Here is a 16,646-nt window from a genome sequence, read left to right as displayed (position 1 = left end):
CGACGGCCGCGCGTCGTGCTGCCGCTCCCATCTGGTTGGACCAGTGCGTATGGTTTGTTGACAGATAGGGTCCCCAATCCAAAATTGGAATAGTGCCTGACTCAGGTGGACTCGACATGGACAAGCCTTCGCATATCAACGACTCCACTTTCGACTTCCTGCTCCAGAGCTTTTCCTCGGAAGGCGACACGCCCTTGCCGGCGGTGATCTGGCGTGCCGATCTCGTCGAGAACAAGATAGATTTCCTCAACAATCACGTCATTTGGGGACTGGATGACGACGTCGGCCAGCTTCTTCAGGATCCCACCGTTGCCGAGAAGATGCTCGCGGCCGACGACCACTCCGTGTTTGAGCGCTTTCAGAAGCGGTTGCACCAGAACCAGCCCGTTTCGGAAGTGTTGCGTGCCCGCGGGCGCGACGGGGTCATGCGCTGGCTCTACATTCTCGGCTCACCGGATCCGGAACGCAGCTTTTGCTATGTCGGATTGCTTGCCGACTGCACATCGCTTGCGAATGCCATTCTCAGGCGCGGTTCGCATGCGGGACTGGCGGAACATCTCGAACTGTTCTCCAATCCCGTTTTCATGGTGCATGTCGGTACCGGCGAGGTGGTGGCGACCAACGGCGCCACCCGCAGGCGCTTCGGCATCGATCTCAGAAGCCGGCAGATCCTGCTGGACGATCTTCTCGGCGACAATGCGGAAGCGTATCTGCGCGATATCTACGAGCAGCTGTTGTTCGACCTGAGCTGGAACGGGCTGCTCGAGATCCGTACCGCAACCGGCGACACACTGGCCTGCACGGCCCGGGTGCGTGCCTATGACCGGGACGGACGGCATCTGTTGTGGTTCTCGCTAACGCCCCGGGTGCATGCGCCGCCCGAAGACATGTTCCGCCGCCCTGCCCTCCCGAAGGATTGCGAGCGCCGCCTCGCCGCGGCAACGAGCCTCGACGATCTGCTGAACGTCATTGTCGACTACCAGCCGGAACCCGGCCGGGTCGATGCGGCCCTGATGTCACAGATCTTCATATCGCGCGGCCAGGTGGTGGTGACCGGCGTCGGCGAGCCTTTCAACGACCTGCACGAGAACCACACGCACTCCTATGCCGGGTCGATCGCCGAGAACATCGTTCTCTACAATCTCGATCACCTGATCGTCTCCGACACCTCGAAAAACATCAAGCCGATCGACTGGGCGCTGTTCATTCCGCGCGGTATCCGCTCCTATTTCGCGGTTCCCTTCTTCTACAAGCAGGTTCTGCGCGATGTGGTGATCCTCTGCTCGACGGCGCCGAGCGCCTTCGCGCCCGATGACGTCGTGCCCTAATCTGGGGCTTGCCGAAAGCATCTGGCCCCACCTGTCGCGCATTGTCGGCGACCTTGCAAAGCAGAAGACTCCACACTGATTGGCTTTCCTCGCTGCGCGCGCGTCGGGGCCTGGATCCGGCTCCTTTGCCAGATGACAGCCTGCAAAGGTGTACCGCACACGCGATAGAGGCGATGCGACAATCTGGTCCAACAAGCCCCTCCCGACCTGCTCTCAGATTATCCGATAATTATCAATTACTTACAGGAAATTTACAGCCAAAGTTGAGTTTTACGTTTGAATTGGCCCGACCAGTTGGCAATTCAACGTTGCGGCATGCGCAATCGGTGGTCTAGCCGTTAATCAACAAGCCCCGTACTGTCCCAATCATCGGGATTTTGGTTGGACCAGAAGGGCAATAAGAATGGCGCATCCGTGTCTCGACAGTCTGCTGACGGTAATCGACACCCTGCACCTGAAGGAAGGCGACAGACTGCCAAGCGAACGCAGTCTCGCCGAACGACTTTCCGTTCGCCGCAATACGGTTCGCGAGATACTCATTTTCCTTGCTGCTGCAGGTCATATCGAGATCCGGGGACGCAACGGCTGCTATCTCCGGACAGCCTCGGCCGTCACCTGGGAATCCTTGCGCAAGAACGACTCGCCGAACCACGCGCTTGAAGCGCTCGGCTTCATCGTCCCGCAATTGGCGACCTGTGCCGCGGAACGCTGTACGCCGGAGAAGGCACAAGCCCTGTAGAACTTGGCCGCCCGACTTGGACGCGCCCTCGTTCACCGCGACCGAGCGCTGGCCGCCCAGATCTTCCCCTTCTTCATCAACATCCTCGTCGAACTGGCCAGTAATCCGTACGTGACGCTCCTGCTGCGCGAGGTCGACTGCAACGACCGGCTGCGCACGACGCTCGGCAGGCTGGACCAAGCCCTGTATTGACCGCCTTCTTCCCGATCCATGTCGGGCTCCTGCAGGCCGTTCAGAGCCACGATTGCGAGCGCGCCCGCGTGCTGGCCACGAACTATCTGGAAGCGTTTGCCGATCTGCTCGGCTTTTCCCCCAAGGCATCGCCGAATGTCCGGAGCAAGAGCCAATGAACCGACACGAATTCCTCTTCGGATGCCATACCGCCGATAGCGGCGTGCCGTCCGTCGCAAGAACCCAGGATGAACGAGAAAGTCGCGACCGCCTGTTTCGCGCGGCGATGGCTGCGGGAATGGATTCGGCCACGATCGACCCTGAGCGGCTGTACGAGTTGTTCAACCACGAAAAAGGAAGCGTCCCGGACTCTGACAGGCTGAAAATCTGAAAGGAAAAGAAAGGTGCGGGGACCGGACCGGCAAGTCGTCTCCCCGCATCAGACCATCCACAACAAAGGAGGGTTGATCCATGAAAGTGGACAACCACGCGGTAAGCTACCTTGAGAGCCGCAAGCTCGTCAAACGCTGGTTAGGCTCCGTGTCAAACTTTATCAAAATATTGATTTTATTAGAGTTTTTCTATACAACCTGATGGATCTTCCAAGACCCCCGCGGCATCATGCGGATGTACACTCCGTATGTGGGCTACATAGTCTGCCGCTGGCTGCTGATCCTGTTCATCTGGCTGGCCTACATCTTCGACTTCTGGCCCTTCCGGCGCTCCTGGCTCAACAAGGCCCATCCGGTTGTCAAAGGCGCCGTGCTAACGCTGGTCAGCGTCGCGGCCATGGTGCTGCTCATCAAGGGGTTCTTTATCGAGATCCTCGGCAATCTGGGCATCGCCTACTTCAATTCCGAAAGCCTGATGGCAATGGGGCTCACCGACTTCTACTCGATTGAGTATTCGTCGGAGGCGATCATGATGTTTGCCGCGATCGCCTCGTGGCTGTCGCCAAGCTGGGTCGTCGCATGTGAAAACGCTCCCTAGCAGAACCTGTCGCAGCCGACACGCGGCATCACCATCGCGATCGTCACCTTCTTCCTGTCGATGATCGTCTACCTGGTGACCATGCATTCGCACATGGCGATCCTGTTCTATCCCTGGCAGCAATACACCGCGATCACCCCGCCCTATTGGGAGAACTTCGCCAACACCGTTTCGGGCAACTTCCACATCGCCTGGATCATGTGCTGCACCGTGGTGGTCTGGGTCTACGAGAGTATCTGGCAGCGTTATCCCTTCAACCTGATCCAGAACGACGCGCTGCATCGCACGACGTCCTTCTTCGGCATCATCCTCGTCGCGCTGTGCATGTGCTTCTTCATCTGCTATGCGCAGGACCTGATCTGGGGCTAGACGATCCGCGGCACGCGGCGTGAAATAGCTCCCGACTGGCGCTGGCTCCATGTGGGCGATACCGCGATCTTCTGGCTCGTGGGCGTTCTGTTCCTGGCGTTCTACTGCGACAACTGGCCGACCAAGTTCAGCCGCTCGGTGAACGTGTTCCTGCGCACGGTCATCAACCTGGCGATTGGCGCCGCCGTCTACATCGTCTACTACAAGACGGCCCATCTCTTCCTGGGCACCCAGAAGTGCTTCTCCCATCCCCAGCAGTTTCCGATGATCCCGACCATCTGGCTGATCAATATCTTCCTGATCAACATGTAGTTCATTGACGGCTGGCCGGGTTGGAAGGCCGCTCCCAAGACCGCCGAGGAACTTGAGGAAACGCGTAACGAGGTCGTTGCTCGCGACGTCCGCTGGACCCCGACTTTCGGCAAGGGCCTCATCGCAGGCACTGCCGCAGGCGTCGCCGCCTATGTCGCGGTCATCACCATCCTTCCCTGGATCGGTCAGGTCGTGACGATCGTCAAATAGGGCACGCGAGGAGCAACATCATGACCGAACAACAAACTCCGAACCGGCGCGATTTCGTCAAGGGCGCCGCCACCGGTGCGATCGGCGGTGCTCTGCTGAGCATGGGCGTCTATTCCTATTCGCCCACCGCCTACAGCCGGATGCCCAAAGTGGCCTGCAAGCAAGCGGATTTCAGCGCATGCCGGAGTGTCAAGGTAACGTCGATTTCCGAAACGAGATGGTTCAACAACGCCCATCTGGTGGGCGACATCCACGCCGCGGGCGGACTTCTGGTCGACCAGTACTCGATCAACTGGCCGCCCTTCGGCAACGGCAAGGGCGTCGCTCAGGGGTCCTATGAGGATGGCATCAACTCCATCCGTAAGATGATCCCCGGCGATCTCGAAGAGGCCTGAGCCGTCCAGCAGAAGCTGTCGCTTCATCCGGAAAATCCGGGCGACTATTCGTGCCTCATCGAGGTGGAGGATCTGGACGGCAGCAAGCACAAGTATCTGCTGGATGCCGGCTGGTTCTACGACTGGATGGAGCAGAGCTTCAAGCGCGAGGCCATCGACCAGATGCTGGCCGCGAACGAGATCGAAGCCCTAATCCTGACGCACGAGCATTTCGACCACTTCTGGGGCTTCCCGGTGGTGATTAAATACAACGACCGCATTCCGACCTATGCCCATGACGGCTTCTACAAGGAGAGAATGCAGTACATCAAGGACAGCGGCTACAAGGGCGATCTCAAGATCGTCGACAAGGAACTGACCCCGATCCGGCCCGGAATGATGGCGATCAAGTTCAACGTCCCCATCATCACCCGCGTCTACGGCGAGGTCTCGCTGGCCTTAAATGTGAAGGACAAGGGCCTTGTTCTGATCTCGAGATGCAATCACCAGGGCATCCTGCAGATGACCAGCACCGCCTACGAGAAGCTGAAATACGACAATGACCGCTTCTACGGCATCTATGGTGGACTGCACATCTCGCCGTTCGAGGAGTGGGATCCGAAATACGACGACCTCGTCTTCTCGCTCGGCAAGTGGAACTTCGAGAAGGTCGGCTGCAACCATTGCACCGGCCATCTGACGGCGAAGAAGTTCGTCGAGGCGGGCTATCCCGTGGTCAAGGGCACCGCCCGCTTCAGAACCTCCTCGCCCGACTATCTCGGCAACGGCGACACCATAACCTTCTAGACACCTTCCAGGTGTCTGCCTTTGCCGATCAGAGTCGCGCCCTTGCGGTGCGGCCCTCCAACCGTTCCCTCCTGCGGACGTTTGCCATGACCGCCATGTCGCCCTTCTCACGCCTTTTCGGCCCCTCCGACCCCCGTGGCCCCACGCCGGACGCCCTCGCGGGCCTACCGTGGACCTGGATGACCACAGCCTGCATGAACGCACGATTTCGACGCGCCGAAGGTTGGCTCGGCCTTTGCCAATGCGACAGCGGTCCGCGCGCCTTCACATGTCGCATGGAAAGGCACCCGGACGTTTACGGCCTGATCCCGACATCACCGATGCCGAAGGTTCGCCGCGCATCGTCGACTATGCGATCTGCTATTTCCCCTCAACCAACGATCCGTTGATGGACAGCTTCGCGCTCCATTCCGCGATCCTGGCAGGCAGCGCCGACATGCAGGCGCGGTTGCGCGACTTCCCCGCCCATGATGATCTCTATGCTGCCTTCACCATCACAACGTTGCGGGTCGTCGTTGCGACCGACGGCGCAGACATCGGGCTTGCCCTGACCGGCGAACGTCGCCGCCGCGTCCTGATCGAAGCAGGCATTCCCGCACTCGACGGCGGCTGGCTGATCACGCCGGACAGCCCGGACGAGGATCTTCCCGCCTTCGCAATGGCGCGCGATCTCTTTGCGCCCCTTGCCGCGGGACTGAGGATCGCGACTGCGGTTCCGCCCGCTCTCACGGCAGGCTTTGAGGCCCCATCGAATTTCCTGCAGCTCGGTCTCGACGACATGCTCAAGGCCGTGCCGTCCCCGGAGGCCTCATGCGATACCGATTGCCTCATATGGGGTGCGGTCTCGGCCCTTTCGCCGGCCCTAATCCCGGATGATGCGGTCGCACGCTCCGACGATACGGATCTGGATATCTACCGGCGCGATCCCATTTCCACGGCGCCGGTTCGAGAGCGGCCTGAAAACCCGAACGATCGGCCGGGATTGATCCTGCTGATGGGCTTCCTCGGTTCGGGCAAGATGACCTTCCTCAACCAGTTCATCGAATATCACACCGGGCACAACGAGCTCGTCACCGTGATCCAGAACGAGCTCGGGGAGACGGGCGTCGATGGGATGCTGCTGGAGGGCGACGACTCGGTGATCGCTGTCGATGCCGGTTGCGTGTGCTGCACGCTGTCCGGCGCGCTCGAGCCCACAATCCGCACGCTTCGCGAGCGCTTTCGCCCGGACATCATCGTGCTGGAGACAACGGGGCTCGCCAATCCCCTCAACATGGTCGAGGAACTGAAGGAACTCGATGATCTCATTCGCCTCCATGCGGTCGTCACCATCATCGATGCGAGCCGGTTCCGCGAAACGCTTTCCACCTCCGACATCGCCGCCAGTCAGATCGAAGCCGCAGACACGCTGATCCTCAACAAATGCGATCTGGCCGACGAAGAGGCGCTTTCAGAAATCCATGATGACATTGCGCGCCTGAACCCACGCGCCCAGGTCATTGAGGCCAGCCAGGGCCGGGTCAATCCCACGCTACTGGAGACCGGGTTCGTACGACTTCTTGCCGAGCCGGAAGAAGCAGCGCCTAATGAGGACCATTGTTGCTGCGGTCACGGCGGCGGCCATGCCTGTCATTCTCACAGCGAGCACCATCACCATGATGACGATCACTGCTGCGGCCGTTGCGGCGTGCATCATGAGGAGGACCATCACCACCATCATCATTCCGCCCACCCCGACCATCCCTCCCATCTCGGCGAGGGATTCGGATATCTGAAGCTCTCGCTGCCCGAAGAGGTCGACGGCGACATGCTGACCCGCCTTCTGGTCGATTGCCCGAAATCGGTGGAACGCATCAAGGGCGTCGTGCGGCTTGAGGGCGATCCCGATCTCAGGATCCTGCAATTCGTCCCGGGACACGCCGAATTCGTCATGCCCGAGCGCGCAATCACCGAGCCGCCCTTCCTGATCGTCATCGGCAAGGGCGTGGACAGCCCGGAGCAAAGCGCCCACTGGGCTCAACTGACAGAGAAGCGGCCCCATGCAACTCATTGAAGAGGGCGGCTTTGTCATGTGGCCGCTGATCGCGATTTCCGTTCTGGTCGTCGCGGTCATTCTCGACCGGTTTCTGGTCTTCACCACCCTGCCGCTGGTCGATCCGGATCTTGAAGGGCGGCTCATCGCGGCCGGTCGCGGCGAGGCCACGGACGAGAGGCTTGCAGCCGCGCTTGACCTCAGATTGAGCCTGCGCCCCCTGTTCGGCGATGGGGCTAAGGCAACGCGCGAGGGGCTGGCGGCCATTGCAATCGAGGAGATCATTCGAGGGCTCGACCGGCGGATCGGCTTTTCTCGACATGGCGGCGCGGGTGGCGCCGCTGCTCGGTCTCCTCGGCACGGTGATCGGCATGATCCAAACCTTCTCGCGGCTTTCCGCCGCGAACGGCGCCATCGACATGACCATGCTTGCCGACGGCATCTGGCAGGCCTTGCTGACGACGGCAGCCGGGCTGCTAATCGCCATTCCCGCAGTGATCGCCCAGAGCGGCTTTCTGCGGCGGGAGAAACACGTGAACTTCGTCCTCTCGCGGCTCGCCAATCGCGTGCTGATGGTCGATGCCCAGCCACGGGACAGATCGGCATGATCGAACTGAAACGCACGGTTCGGCAGGCCGGTCTTCCCGACGTCACGCCGATCCTCGACGTCGTCTTCATCCTGCTGATCTTCTTCGTCATTGCCGCCGCCTTCACCACGCACGGTGTGGAGATAAACCTGCCGAAATCCGAACAGTCGTGCACCTTCGCCGGCCGCTCGCTGGAAGTCGTTCTTAATGCCGACATGCCGACGGACAGGTCCTTGTGGACAACGAAACAGTCGACTTGCGCGAACTCGGCTTCAAGGTGTGCGCCGCGAAGGAGACGCCGGGCGGCATGCAGATCGTCCTCAAGGCGGATGGACAAGCTTCAGTCAGCATGTTCCTTACCGCCATCGGCACGATCCGCGACAATAGCGGCGATCACCTCGTCATCGCAACCCGCCCCGCCCATGCCGCGACCACGCTGCCGGATCCACAGCCATGACGGACAGCGAACGCATCGCCGCGCCGCTGACGCTTGAAGAGGCAGGCCCGCCGCAGGAAAGCCGCGAGGCTCGGGCAAACCGTCGGCGCAAGGCGCTCGCGGCTTATCTCGAAGCCGTCTCCGACGCCATCCACGCCCGGCGCATGACCGCCGTCGGTGACTCCGCCATCGGCAATGCACACTTTGGCCTGACGATTGACGGCACCGGCGGGTTCAGCAATGTCCGCCTGCTGCAGAGTTCGGGCACTGCGGCGCTGGACCGGGACGCGCTTCATGCGGTGGAGGCCGCAAGCGGCACCGTTCTCCGCCCGGCGATCCTCGGCACCAGGCCGCTGGAACTCAATCTTCGGGTGAAATATTAGTTCGGGCTTTAGGTGTGGGGGTCGAATGCGTGGCCCATCCTTCGAGACGCCCGCTGTCGCGGGTTCCTCAGGATGACGTTGTGTGTGTTGATGATTTCATCGTCATAACCACACGATAACGTCATCCTGAGGAGGCGCGCAGCGCCGTCTCGAATGATCGGCCACCCGACAGCCTCGAGGCCCCGGATCACGCTGAGGCGCGCAGGATCAAATCGCCGCGTAGGAGCCGTCGCAACGGTTCCTCGTCGCCGGTTTCATCAAAACGCGCGATGCCCTCGTAGTTCTGGGCGACGGTGGTCAGCGGCGGGCAGGTGTAGCGCGCGCGGATGGTCGTCATGGCCCGCGATGCGGATATCCCGATCCCTCCACACGTGGCCGACGCGCAAGCCCGCCTCGCATGCCGCCAGAAGCGCCCCGAAGGCTATTCGGTCATTGGCGCACAGCACTGTGCGTGGTGTCTTGCCGGCTGCGATCGTGTCCGCCATCACCGCATGGCCGACCTTTTCGAAATCCCAAGTCTTCTCCTCGGGCATCTAGAGGAAGACTGGATCGGCGCCCACCGCCTGCATCCCGGCGGCGTAGGCACGGCGGCGCGCACCGGCGTTGCGGTTGATCTCCGGCATTCCGAGAAAGATCGGAGGCTCGCCGGAACGGCACAGATAGTCGACGATCAGGTTGAAGCTCTGGGCATTGTCCGTCCCCACGAAGGGAGCATCTTGATCGGGACGACTATCGACGTAAACGAGCGGGATACGGGCCTCGAGCCGCACCAGTTCGGCATTCGTCTCTTTCGTGCCCATCGGCACGATGATGGCGCCGGCCGCGTTCAGCGACTGAAGCCGTCCGATCGCCTCGGTTTCGATGTCCAGTTGTCCGTTGGAGGACAGGACAAAGGAGAAATACTCGGCATCCTCGGCGATCGCCTCGATGCAGCGGGTCAGCTCCATGTAGAAGGGATCGGTCTGTTGGGAATGATGACACCCAGCACGCGGGTGCGGCTTCGCTTGAGGTTCGAGGCGAGCAGGTTCGGCCGGAAGCCGGACTGCTCCACCGCCGCCTCGATCCGTGCGCGCGTTTTGGCGCGCACGGTGTCCGGATCGTTGAAGAATTTTGAAACGGTTGGTCGGGACAGGCCGACAAAGGCAGCGAATTCCTCCATCGTCCGGATTTCGGCGAGGGTTTCGTCTCGCTCGGCAGTCGCGTCGTCACCGTTCAACCGTCCCAACGTCACTCAGTCCTTGCTGGCAAAGATGTAACCCTGCACCAGATCCTCGACCACAGCCAGCGCCAGCGCCTTCGCCTTTGGTGGTAGGCGGCCCGCCCGCACATCCTCATAGTGCGCACCTCAATACGATCGATGTTGTCGACGATCAGGTTGCTGAAATCGTACTCGCCGGTCGACAGCTCGCCGGCTTCGACCTCGTCGATCATGACGAGCAGATGATTGGCCTCAGTGCGGCGCACGCGAATCTGGGTCGGGCCGCCGTAGGAACCGGTGCGCGAGACCGCGAAGCCCGGCACCATGCGCAACGCATCGGCCACGTAGCGCACGTCGTGTTCTTCGAGTTCCTTGCCGGTTATGACCGTATAGGCGTGGCCGGACTTGTCCTTTTCGATCGGCGTCAGCCCTGCGGTGACGAGGATGGTGTCGAGTTGGACGGGCTCATCCTCGATGTAGTCCTCCGCGTTTGCGAGAGACGTGCTCGCAAGAGCGAAAGCCCCTGCGATTGCAGTGAGTTTGTACATACCTGCCCCCCAAGCCGATATCGGGACGATTGCCGAACGTCCCGGTTGGTTTCGTTGAACCGCTGGAGATCTCGATTTGGGGAAGAAATGCGCATTCTCTGGAGCAAAGGACACCCCGGTCGATCCACACGCGGCGACATTTTTCGGATGTCACCGCTACGGACGACCGTACCTGAACACACCCCGTATTCGGGCAAGGGTGACCGGAAACGACAGGTCTCCTAACTTCCGGGTCGCCGCTCACCTCCCGCCTTCCCGACCCTTGCGGTCAGTGGCTGAATGGAAGGAAGCTCGCCGGTTACAGTTGCGGGGGCAGCAGCGGACTTGATCGCAAGCGATCGCACCGCGTCCCCTTTTCATCCGCCATCAATGTGGGACCGCACCTGCCCCCAAGCGTATTCACCGTAGGGAAGCCGGTCAATCGCTTTACGACAATGCTGTGGACGAGGCGGCGCTCAGTGCGTCGCCTGCCCTTTGTCAAAGACCGCCACCACAAAGAGATCGAGCCCTGAAGGCGAGGTCGCGATCACCTCTCCTTCCCCGACATCGAGCACGACTGCATTGAGACGGCCAAGCGAAACGCTGCTTCCCGCACCCAACACCTCGCATTGCGACAAGGCCACCAGAAGCGTGACATGGCTCTGCGTATGGAAACCCGCGCGCTCGTCTCCGCGCACCCGGTCTATCCGTCCGACATACTGGCCGCGCCGGGTCATCAGGTTGAAATCGGCGACCGGACCGCCGAGAAGGTCGGAGGCCACCGTCACGTCGCCGGGAAAGGCGACCGCCGGGCTTTTGCTCGTGACAGTCCGGATCTCTCCCTCGATGAAGAGCCTGAGCCCCTCACCTTCGACGATGCCGAGCACGCGGTCGATGCCGGGAAAGGCCGAGAACGGTCCCGGTTCGCTCACCGTCGCCATGGACAGTCGCCAGCCGAACTCATCGAGCCCGGCCCCTGGGGAAAGACGGCGATTTCCACCGTCTCCCCCTTGCCGTTCTTCCACGGCATGCGGCGGTGATCCGCCGCCTTCAGATGTCGTATCTCAGTTTCCCAGAATGCCCGGCAGCCGGAGCTGATGCTCCTTGGCGCATTCGATGGTGCTCTCGTAGCCCGCATCGGCGTGGCGCATGACGCCGGTCGCAGGATCGTTCCACAATACGCGCTCCAGACGGCGGGCAGCATCCTCGCTGCCGTCGCAACAGATCACCATGCCTGCGTGCTGGGAAAAGCCCATCCCGACGCCGCCGCCGTGATGGATCGATACCCAGGTCGCGCCCGAGGTCACGTTCAGCATGGCGTTGAGCAGCGGCCAGTCCGACACCGCGTCCGACCCGTCACGCATGGATTCGATCTCGCGGTTGGGAGATGCGACGGAGCCGGAATCGAGGTGGTCGCAGCCGATCACGATCGGCGCCTTGACCTCGCCCTTGGCCACCAGTTCGTTGAAGGCGAGCCCCAGCCGGTGCCCGGTCGCCCACCCCCACCCAGCAGATGCGCGAGGGCAGTCCCTGTAAGGCGATGCGCTCGCGCGCCATGTCGAGCCCGTTGTGAAGGTGCGTGTCGTTGGGCAGAAGCTCCTTCACCTTCTCGTTGGTGCGGTAGATATCCTCCGGATCGCCGGAGAGCGCCGCCCAACCGAACGGGTCAATGCCTTTGCAGAACTGCGGACGGATATAAGTGGGCAAGAAACCGGGGAAGATAAACGCGTCCTTCAAGCCTTCATCGAAGGCGATCTGGCGGATATTGTTGCCGTAATCGACGGTCGGAATGCCGTCTTTGGCAAAGGCGACCATCACTTCCACGTGCTTGCGGATGGAGGCGCGGGCTTCCTTGTTGACTACGTCGGGCTCGGTCTCCTGACGCTCGCGCCATTCGGCGATCGACCAGCCGAGCGGCAGATAACAACTGTGGACGGGGTCGTGCGAAGAGGTCTGGTCGGTGACAATGTCCGGCTTAACGCCGCGCCGGTGAAGCTCAGGAAAGATTTCCGCCGCATTGCCGATCAGCGCGACGGATTTGGCCGCGCCCGCCTTGGTCCAGCGGTCGATCATGGCGAGCGCTTCTTCAAGGCTGTGGATCTTCTCGTCGACGTAGCGGGTGCGTATGCGGAAATCGACGCGGGTCTCATCACATTCCACCGCAAGACAGCAGGCACCCGCCACCACGGCCGCAAGCGGCGGCGCGCCGCCCATGCCGCCGAGCCCGTCGGTCAGGATCCAGCGGCTCTTCAGGTCGCCGTTATAGTGCTGCGCCCGGCCTCCGCGAAGGTCTCGTAGGTGCCCTGCACGATGCCCTGCGCGCCGATATAGATCCACGAGCCCGCCGTCATCTGACCGTACATCATCAGGCCCTTGCGATCGAGCTCGTTGAAGTGCTCCCAGGTGGCCCAGCGCGGCACCAAATTGGAATTGGCGATGAGAACGCGCGGCGCGTCCTTGTGGGTGCGGAAGACGCCGACCGGCTTGCTCAACTGCACGGGCATGGTCTTGTCTTCGCCAAGCGTCTTCAGCGTCTCGACGATCTTGTCGAAGTCGTTCCAGGTGCGCGCGGCACGGCCGATCCCGCCGTAGACGACGAGTTCGTTGGGACGTTCGGCGACATCCGGATTGAGGTTGTTCATCAGCATACGCAAGGGGGCTTCGGTCGCCCACGATTTCGCATTCAGCTCCGTTCCGCACGGTGCACGCACTTCGCGGGTGTTGTGACGGGGATTGCTTATTTCGTCTTTCCTGCTTCCGCAGCCTTAAGCGCGAAGGCCTCGATGCGCTGAAGGGCTTTTCTCAGATGGGCGCGAAGGCTCGCCGCCTTTTCCGCGTCGTATTCGAAGGGAGTCGTTTCGCTCACCAGGTGCGTCGACTGGGCCAGTTCGAGCTCGATCGCGTGAACATTGTCCTCAGGATGGCCGTAATGGCACGTAGTCCAGCCCGCCGCAAAAGCGTCCGTTCAGGACATGGGTTTAACCATATGAATTTGCGAATTTTTTTTCTGTCACCTGGGCAATTTCAGGGGCACAGGCCACACCGCTGTTGGTGCCGATATTGCAGTCGGTCGCCAGCGCCATGGCGACACCATGCTTGCAGAAGAGATCGACCGGCGGCTTCTGCGTCTCGCGCAGGAAGTAGAAGGCGCCGGGCAGCCGAACCGCCACCGTTCCCGCCTTCCCAATCGCGCGCACCGCCGCCTCGTCGGCATATTCCACATGATCGGCCAAAAGCGCCTTGAAGCGGGCGGCAAGGTCGCCGCCGTGACCGTTGGTGCGCTGATCGGCATGGAGCTTGACCGGCAGACCGAGCACGTGTGCCGCCTCGAAAAGAGGGGCGACCTCGTCGGGCGAGAAGGCGATCTCCTCAAAAAAGGCATCGACCGCATCCGCTAGCCCGGCCTCGGCCACTTCGGGCAGGATCTCCTCGATCAGCAGCCGCAGATAGGCCTCGCGGTTATCGGCACATTCCAACGGTACCGCGTGGGCGCCCAGGAAACTCGTTGCAACCGAGAGCTCACGCAGATCCGCCATCCGGCGCGCGGCCTTCAGCATCTTGATCTCATCGACCGCCCGCGTGTCGCGCACCGTGGAGGCAATGCCGCCGCCTGCCCGCGTAATCTCCTCGTAGGACGCGCCGTCCAGCCGCATGGCGAATTCCTTCGCCCGATTGCCCGCATGAACGAGATGGGTATGGCAGTCGATCAGCCCGGGCGTGATCCATCGGTCCTCACAATCGACCGCCTGAAAGCCAGAGAAATCCGGCGCATCCCAAGCTACTCCGGCATAGACGATGCGGGCGTTTTTCCATACACGCTCTCTCGGCGGAGCGGAAACATCTCCGCCGAGACGTACCGGTCACGGGCTGATCGGTTGGAGACGGATCGGAAATGGGATTGGTGTTTTGCATGCGCTACGTATAGGCATATTTCCGTTCCGGTTGTCCAGCGTGCTTTTTTTTTCGAAAGAGAAGGATTCCATGCACAGCCTGTGGTTCGAGCAAGCGTTTCTGCCCGGTGTCTGGGCAAAAAATGTGCGTGTGGATATTTCAGGCGACCGTATCGAAGCCATTCTCAGTGACGTCGGCGCCCCCGCCGGTGCCGAGCGCCATGCGATCGCCATTCCCGGGCTTGCCAATGTCCACAGCCACGCCTTTCAGCGCGCCATCGCGGGACTGACGGAAACGCGCGGATCGGGCGCAGACAGCTTCTGGACCTGGCGGGCGATGATGTACCGTTTCGTTGACCGGATGACCCCGGAAGACGTGGAAACCGTCGCCGCCTATCTCTATACAAACATGCTGGAGGTCGGGTTCACGCGGGTCGGCGAATTCCACTATCTCCATCACGGCCCCGACGGCACGCCCTACGACGATATCGGCGAGCTCTCGGCCCGCATCGCGGTGGGGGCCGAACAATCCGACATCACCATCACCCTGCTTCCCGTCTTCTATGCCCACGGCGATTTCGGCCCCGAGCCACCGTCGGAGGGCCAGCGGCGCTTTCTCAACAATGTGGAGAGCTATGCCCGCATCATGGAGCGCGCCCGTGCGGTCACGGTTCCCCTTCCCAACGGACGGGTCGGCATCGCACCGCACAACCTTCGCGCGGCAACGGTCGAAGAGATCCGGTAAATCCTTCCGCTGGCGCAAGACGGCCCCGTCCATATCCACATCGCGGAACAGATGCGGGAGGTCGAGGCCTGCCTTCAATGGTCGAACCGGCGGCCGGTGGAGATGTTTCTCCACGCCCTGCCCGTCGATGAGCGCTGGTGTCTCATCCATGCCACCCACGTGAACGACGCCGAGCGCGACGGCATCTTCCCCGCCCGCGCCTACAGGCGGGCGGGCGGATCGCGGTCGGCACGGATTCCAATACCGAGGTGACGGTTTCCGGCGAGCTGCGCCAGCTCGAATATTCGCAACACCTGTCCGAACGTGCGCGCAATGTGCTGGCTCAGGCGCCAGGCGGCTCGACCGAACGCACGCTCTTCGAACACGCCCATCACGGCAGCGCACAGGCGCTCGGCGTTCCCGTTTCAGGGATCGCGGTTGGCGCCCCGGTCGATCTGGTTTCCCTTGATGCGAATCATCCCGGCTTGACGGCGCACCGCGAGGATGGATTGTTTGACGCGTGGATCTTCCCCGCAAATCGAACAATGGTGAATTGTGTTTGGCGACGCAGAGTGAAGCTCGTGGAAAAAGGTCACCATCATTTGCGCGACGCTACGGAAGCGCACTACAAACAGTTTATAAAACGGATACTTCAGTGACTTATTCAAACGGCCAGACACCTTCCACTTCGGGCGACATGGCGTTGCACAAACGGATCCGCAGCGACCTGGAGGAGCATATCCTCTCCGGCGACTGGCCTCCCGGTCACCGCATCCCCTACGGGCACGAACTTATGGAGCAGTACGGCTGCGCCCGCATGACCGTGAACCGCGCGATTTCGACGTTGGTTCAGGCCGGTCTGGTGGAGCGCCGTCGCCGTGCGGGCACCTTCGTTGCTCAGCCCGCCATGGAATCCGCCATTCTGGCGATCCCCAACCTGCCGGAAGAGATCAAGAGCCAGGGCAAGAAGTACCGCTACGAGCGCCGCTCGCGCGAAGAGCGCCTCCCCACCGCGGCCGACGCCAAGGCCTTTCAGGTTGAGACGGGTTTCCCGATCATCGAGGTCACCTCGCGCCATTTCGCCGACGAGATCCCGTTCGTGTCGGAGATCCGTATCATCAACATCGCCGCCGTGCCGAAGGCCGAGCACAACATTTCGGCGATCACGCCGAACCGGCAGGTCGCGCGCGAACTCGAGATCCCGCGGTCCATGGCCTGCCTGTGTCTGGAGCGCCGCACATGGCGCAACGGCGTGAGACCGTCACCTTCGTGCACCAGACCTGTCGCGGCGACGTTTACCACCTCTCCGCCCGCTTTGCGCCGGGCAACTGAGGCTGGGTGGAAGGGGCTATACCCCTCCACGTCCCAGCTCGAGGTCTTCGCTCGCAGTCTCCGTTCTCTCGATTGTCATCCCCGCGAAGGCGAAGATCCAACATTCCAGAGGCGGTGCGATCCAGCTCAGCAACCAGATCCTGTGGTTACTGGATTCCCGTCTTCACGGGAATGACAGCGGTGGACTCGGTTCCGCCACCGGCCCCTCGCCATCCCCCACATGAAAAAGGTCGCCCT

The 16,646-nt window shown here is 61.6% G+C and carries 21 protein-coding genes, 3 pseudogenes and 1 riboswitch; of the genes and pseudogenes, 16 read left to right on the top strand and 8 right to left on the bottom strand.

The annotated features are described in order from the left end of the window. The first annotated feature begins 116 nt into the window (after positions 1-116). The 14 genes and pseudogenes from QNJ43_RS21245 to QNJ43_RS21180 all read left to right on the top strand — a co-directional run bounded on the left by QNJ43_RS21245 (position 117) and on the right by QNJ43_RS21180 (position 8,738). Positions 117-1,328, top strand: coding sequence for a hypothetical protein (locus tag QNJ43_RS21245; protein ID WP_300472848.1), 1,212 nt, complete (start codon positions 117-119; stop codon positions 1,326-1,328). Positions 1,329-1,731: 403 nt separating this feature from the next. Then, positions 1,732-2,067: a GntR family transcriptional regulator gene (locus QNJ43_RS21240; protein WP_300472846.1), complete on the top strand. Its 336-nt coding sequence runs from the start codon at positions 1,732-1,734 to the stop codon at positions 2,065-2,067. Between the two features lie 3 nt (positions 2,068-2,070). Next, positions 2,071-2,259 carry a hypothetical protein gene (locus tag QNJ43_RS21235; protein WP_300472844.1) on the top strand — a complete coding sequence of 63 codons (189 nt, stop codon included), beginning with the start codon at positions 2,071-2,073 and terminating at the stop codon, positions 2,257-2,259. Next, positions 2,256-2,417 (top strand): hypothetical protein, encoded by a 162-nt coding sequence (locus QNJ43_RS21230; RefSeq protein WP_300472841.1) that lies wholly within the window; start codon positions 2,256-2,258, stop codon positions 2,415-2,417. Before QNJ43_RS21235 ends, QNJ43_RS21230 begins: the two co-directional genes overlap by 4 nt. Beyond that, a complete protein-coding gene (locus QNJ43_RS21225) occupies positions 2,414-2,629 on the top strand; it encodes a hypothetical protein (RefSeq protein ID WP_300472838.1) in 216 nt (71 codons plus the stop codon). Before QNJ43_RS21230 ends, QNJ43_RS21225 begins: the two co-directional genes overlap by 4 nt. Positions 2,630-2,859: 230 nt before the next feature. Then, complete coding sequence (locus QNJ43_RS21220; RefSeq protein ID WP_300472836.1) at positions 2,860-3,228, top strand: hypothetical protein; 369 nt, start codon at positions 2,860-2,862, stop codon at positions 3,226-3,228. Between the two features lie 60 nt (positions 3,229-3,288). Next, on the top strand, positions 3,289-3,597 hold the full coding sequence (locus QNJ43_RS21215; RefSeq protein WP_300472833.1) for a hypothetical protein: 309 nt from the start codon (positions 3,289-3,291) through the stop codon (positions 3,595-3,597). Between the two features lie 51 nt (positions 3,598-3,648). Continuing rightward, complete coding sequence (locus tag QNJ43_RS21210; RefSeq protein WP_300472830.1) at positions 3,649-3,909, top strand: hypothetical protein; 261 nt, start codon at positions 3,649-3,651, stop codon at positions 3,907-3,909. Between the two features lie 230 nt (positions 3,910-4,139). Further along, complete coding sequence (locus tag QNJ43_RS21205; protein WP_300472829.1) at positions 4,140-4,514, top strand: twin-arginine translocation signal domain-containing protein; 375 nt, start codon at positions 4,140-4,142, stop codon at positions 4,512-4,514. Positions 4,515-4,577: 63 nt separating this feature from the next. Then, the gene (locus QNJ43_RS21200; protein ID WP_300472827.1) at positions 4,578-5,300 is read left to right on the top strand and encodes an MBL fold metallo-hydrolase; all 723 of its coding nucleotides are present in this window, start codon (positions 4,578-4,580) and stop codon (positions 5,298-5,300) included. A 268-nt stretch (positions 5,301-5,568) separates the two neighbouring features. Beyond that, positions 5,569-7,353 (top strand): CobW family GTP-binding protein, encoded by a 1,785-nt coding sequence (locus tag QNJ43_RS21195; RefSeq protein WP_300472824.1) that lies wholly within the window; start codon positions 5,569-5,571, stop codon positions 7,351-7,353. Positions 7,354-7,562: 209 nt separating this feature from the next. After that, positions 7,563-7,940 (top strand): MotA/TolQ/ExbB proton channel family protein, encoded by a 378-nt coding sequence (locus tag QNJ43_RS21190; protein ID WP_346433085.1) that lies wholly within the window; start codon positions 7,563-7,565, stop codon positions 7,938-7,940. Between the two features lie 205 nt (positions 7,941-8,145). Further along, positions 8,146-8,376 (top strand): annotated as a pseudogene (locus QNJ43_RS21185) (hypothetical protein); the annotation flags it as partial. Beyond that, positions 8,373-8,738 carry an energy transducer TonB gene (locus QNJ43_RS21180; RefSeq protein ID WP_300472818.1) on the top strand — a complete coding sequence of 122 codons (366 nt, stop codon included), beginning with the start codon at positions 8,373-8,375 and terminating at the stop codon, positions 8,736-8,738. The pseudogene QNJ43_RS21185 and the gene QNJ43_RS21180, both read left to right, overlap by 4 nt. A 257-nt stretch (positions 8,739-8,995) precedes the next feature. Here the strand turns inward: QNJ43_RS21180 and QNJ43_RS27595 are convergent, their stop codons facing one another. The 8 genes and pseudogenes from QNJ43_RS27595 to QNJ43_RS21150 all read right to left on the bottom strand — a co-directional run bounded on the left by QNJ43_RS27595 (position 8,996) and on the right by QNJ43_RS21150 (position 14,185). Further along, a complete protein-coding gene (locus QNJ43_RS27595) occupies positions 8,996-9,271 on the bottom strand; it encodes a hypothetical protein (protein ID WP_346433084.1) in 276 nt (91 codons plus the stop codon). After that, on the bottom strand, positions 9,272-9,685 hold the full coding sequence (locus QNJ43_RS27590; RefSeq protein WP_346433083.1) for a hypothetical protein: 414 nt from the start codon (positions 9,683-9,685) through the stop codon (positions 9,272-9,274). Further along, positions 9,676-9,963, bottom strand: a complete 288-nt coding sequence (locus QNJ43_RS27585) for a LacI family DNA-binding transcriptional regulator (RefSeq protein WP_346433082.1) — start codon at positions 9,961-9,963, stop codon at positions 9,676-9,678. The genes QNJ43_RS27590 and QNJ43_RS27585 overlap by 10 nt, the downstream gene beginning before the upstream one ends. 2 nt (positions 9,964-9,965) lie before the next feature. After that, on the bottom strand, positions 9,966-10,484 hold the full coding sequence (locus QNJ43_RS21170) for a TonB-dependent receptor plug domain-containing protein (RefSeq protein ID WP_300472816.1): 519 nt from the start codon (positions 10,482-10,484) through the stop codon (positions 9,966-9,968). 193 nt (positions 10,485-10,677) lie between these two features. After that, a riboswitch (cobalamin riboswitch) is annotated at positions 10,678-10,881 on the bottom strand. Between the two features lie 58 nt (positions 10,882-10,939). After that, positions 10,940-11,488: a HutD family protein gene (locus QNJ43_RS21165; protein ID WP_300472813.1), complete on the bottom strand. Its 549-nt coding sequence runs from the start codon at positions 11,486-11,488 to the stop codon at positions 10,940-10,942. A gap of 39 nt (positions 11,489-11,527) precedes the next feature. Then, positions 11,528-13,204 (bottom strand): annotated as a pseudogene (gene hutU, locus QNJ43_RS21160) (urocanate hydratase). Further along, a complete protein-coding gene (locus QNJ43_RS21155; RefSeq protein WP_300472810.1) occupies positions 13,201-13,329 on the bottom strand; it encodes a hypothetical protein in 129 nt (42 codons plus the stop codon). Before QNJ43_RS21155 ends, hutU begins: the two are co-directional and overlap by 4 nt. Positions 13,330-13,441: 112 nt before the next feature. After that, positions 13,442-14,185, bottom strand: coding sequence for an amidohydrolase family protein (locus tag QNJ43_RS21150; RefSeq protein ID WP_346433086.1), 744 nt, complete (start codon positions 14,183-14,185; stop codon positions 13,442-13,444). A gap of 259 nt (positions 14,186-14,444) precedes the next feature. On the opposite strand from QNJ43_RS21150, the pseudogene QNJ43_RS21145 reads away from it, so the two are divergent. Together QNJ43_RS21145 and QNJ43_RS21140 are read left to right on the top strand one after the other, a co-directional pair. Next, a pseudogene (locus QNJ43_RS21145) lies at positions 14,445-15,736 on the top strand (formimidoylglutamate deiminase). Positions 15,737-15,774: 38 nt separating this feature from the next. Next, a complete protein-coding gene (locus QNJ43_RS21140) occupies positions 15,775-16,584 on the top strand; it encodes a GntR family transcriptional regulator (RefSeq protein WP_300472808.1) in 810 nt (269 codons plus the stop codon). The last annotated feature ends 62 nt before the right edge of the window (positions 16,585-16,646 follow it).

This window comes from Breoghania sp. (assembly GCF_030066895.1).
GTDB lineage: Bacteria > Pseudomonadota > Alphaproteobacteria > Rhizobiales > Stappiaceae > Breoghania.
The sequence above is the reverse complement of the archived record's forward strand: the minus strand, read 5'-3'. Positions and strand labels throughout refer to the sequence as shown.

Coding starts and splice junctions, on each gene's coding strand:
- QNJ43_RS21245 (WP_300472848.1), top strand. CDS start 117: ATGGACAAGCCTTCGCATATCAACGACTCCACTTTCGACTTCCTGCTC.
- QNJ43_RS21240 (WP_300472846.1), top strand. CDS start 1,732: ATGGCGCATCCGTGTCTCGACAGTCTGCTGACGGTAATCGACACCCTG.
- QNJ43_RS21225 (WP_300472838.1), top strand. CDS start 2,414: ATGAACCGACACGAATTCCTCTTCGGATGCCATACCGCCGATAGCGGC.
- QNJ43_RS21220 (WP_300472836.1), top strand. CDS start 2,860: ATGCGGATGTACACTCCGTATGTGGGCTACATAGTCTGCCGCTGGCTG.
- QNJ43_RS21215 (WP_300472833.1), top strand. CDS start 3,289: ATGATCGTCTACCTGGTGACCATGCATTCGCACATGGCGATCCTGTTC.
- QNJ43_RS21205 (WP_300472829.1), top strand. CDS start 4,140: ATGACCGAACAACAAACTCCGAACCGGCGCGATTTCGTCAAGGGCGCC.
- QNJ43_RS21195 (WP_300472824.1), top strand. CDS start 5,569: ATGTCGCATGGAAAGGCACCCGGACGTTTACGGCCTGATCCCGACATC.
- QNJ43_RS21190 (WP_346433085.1), top strand. CDS start 7,563: ATGGGGCTAAGGCAACGCGCGAGGGGCTGGCGGCCATTGCAATCGAGG.
- QNJ43_RS21180 (WP_300472818.1), top strand. CDS start 8,373: ATGACGGACAGCGAACGCATCGCCGCGCCGCTGACGCTTGAAGAGGCA.
- QNJ43_RS27595 (WP_346433084.1), bottom strand. CDS start 9,271: ATGCCCGAGGAGAAGACTTGGGATTTCGAAAAGGTCGGCCATGCGGTG.
- QNJ43_RS27590 (WP_346433083.1), bottom strand. CDS start 9,685: ATGGAGCTGACCCGCTGCATCGAGGCGATCGCCGAGGATGCCGAGTAT.
- QNJ43_RS21170 (WP_300472816.1), bottom strand. CDS start 10,484: ATGTACAAACTCACTGCAATCGCAGGGGCTTTCGCTCTTGCGAGCACG.
- QNJ43_RS21140 (WP_300472808.1), top strand. CDS start 15,775: ATGGCGTTGCACAAACGGATCCGCAGCGACCTGGAGGAGCATATCCTC.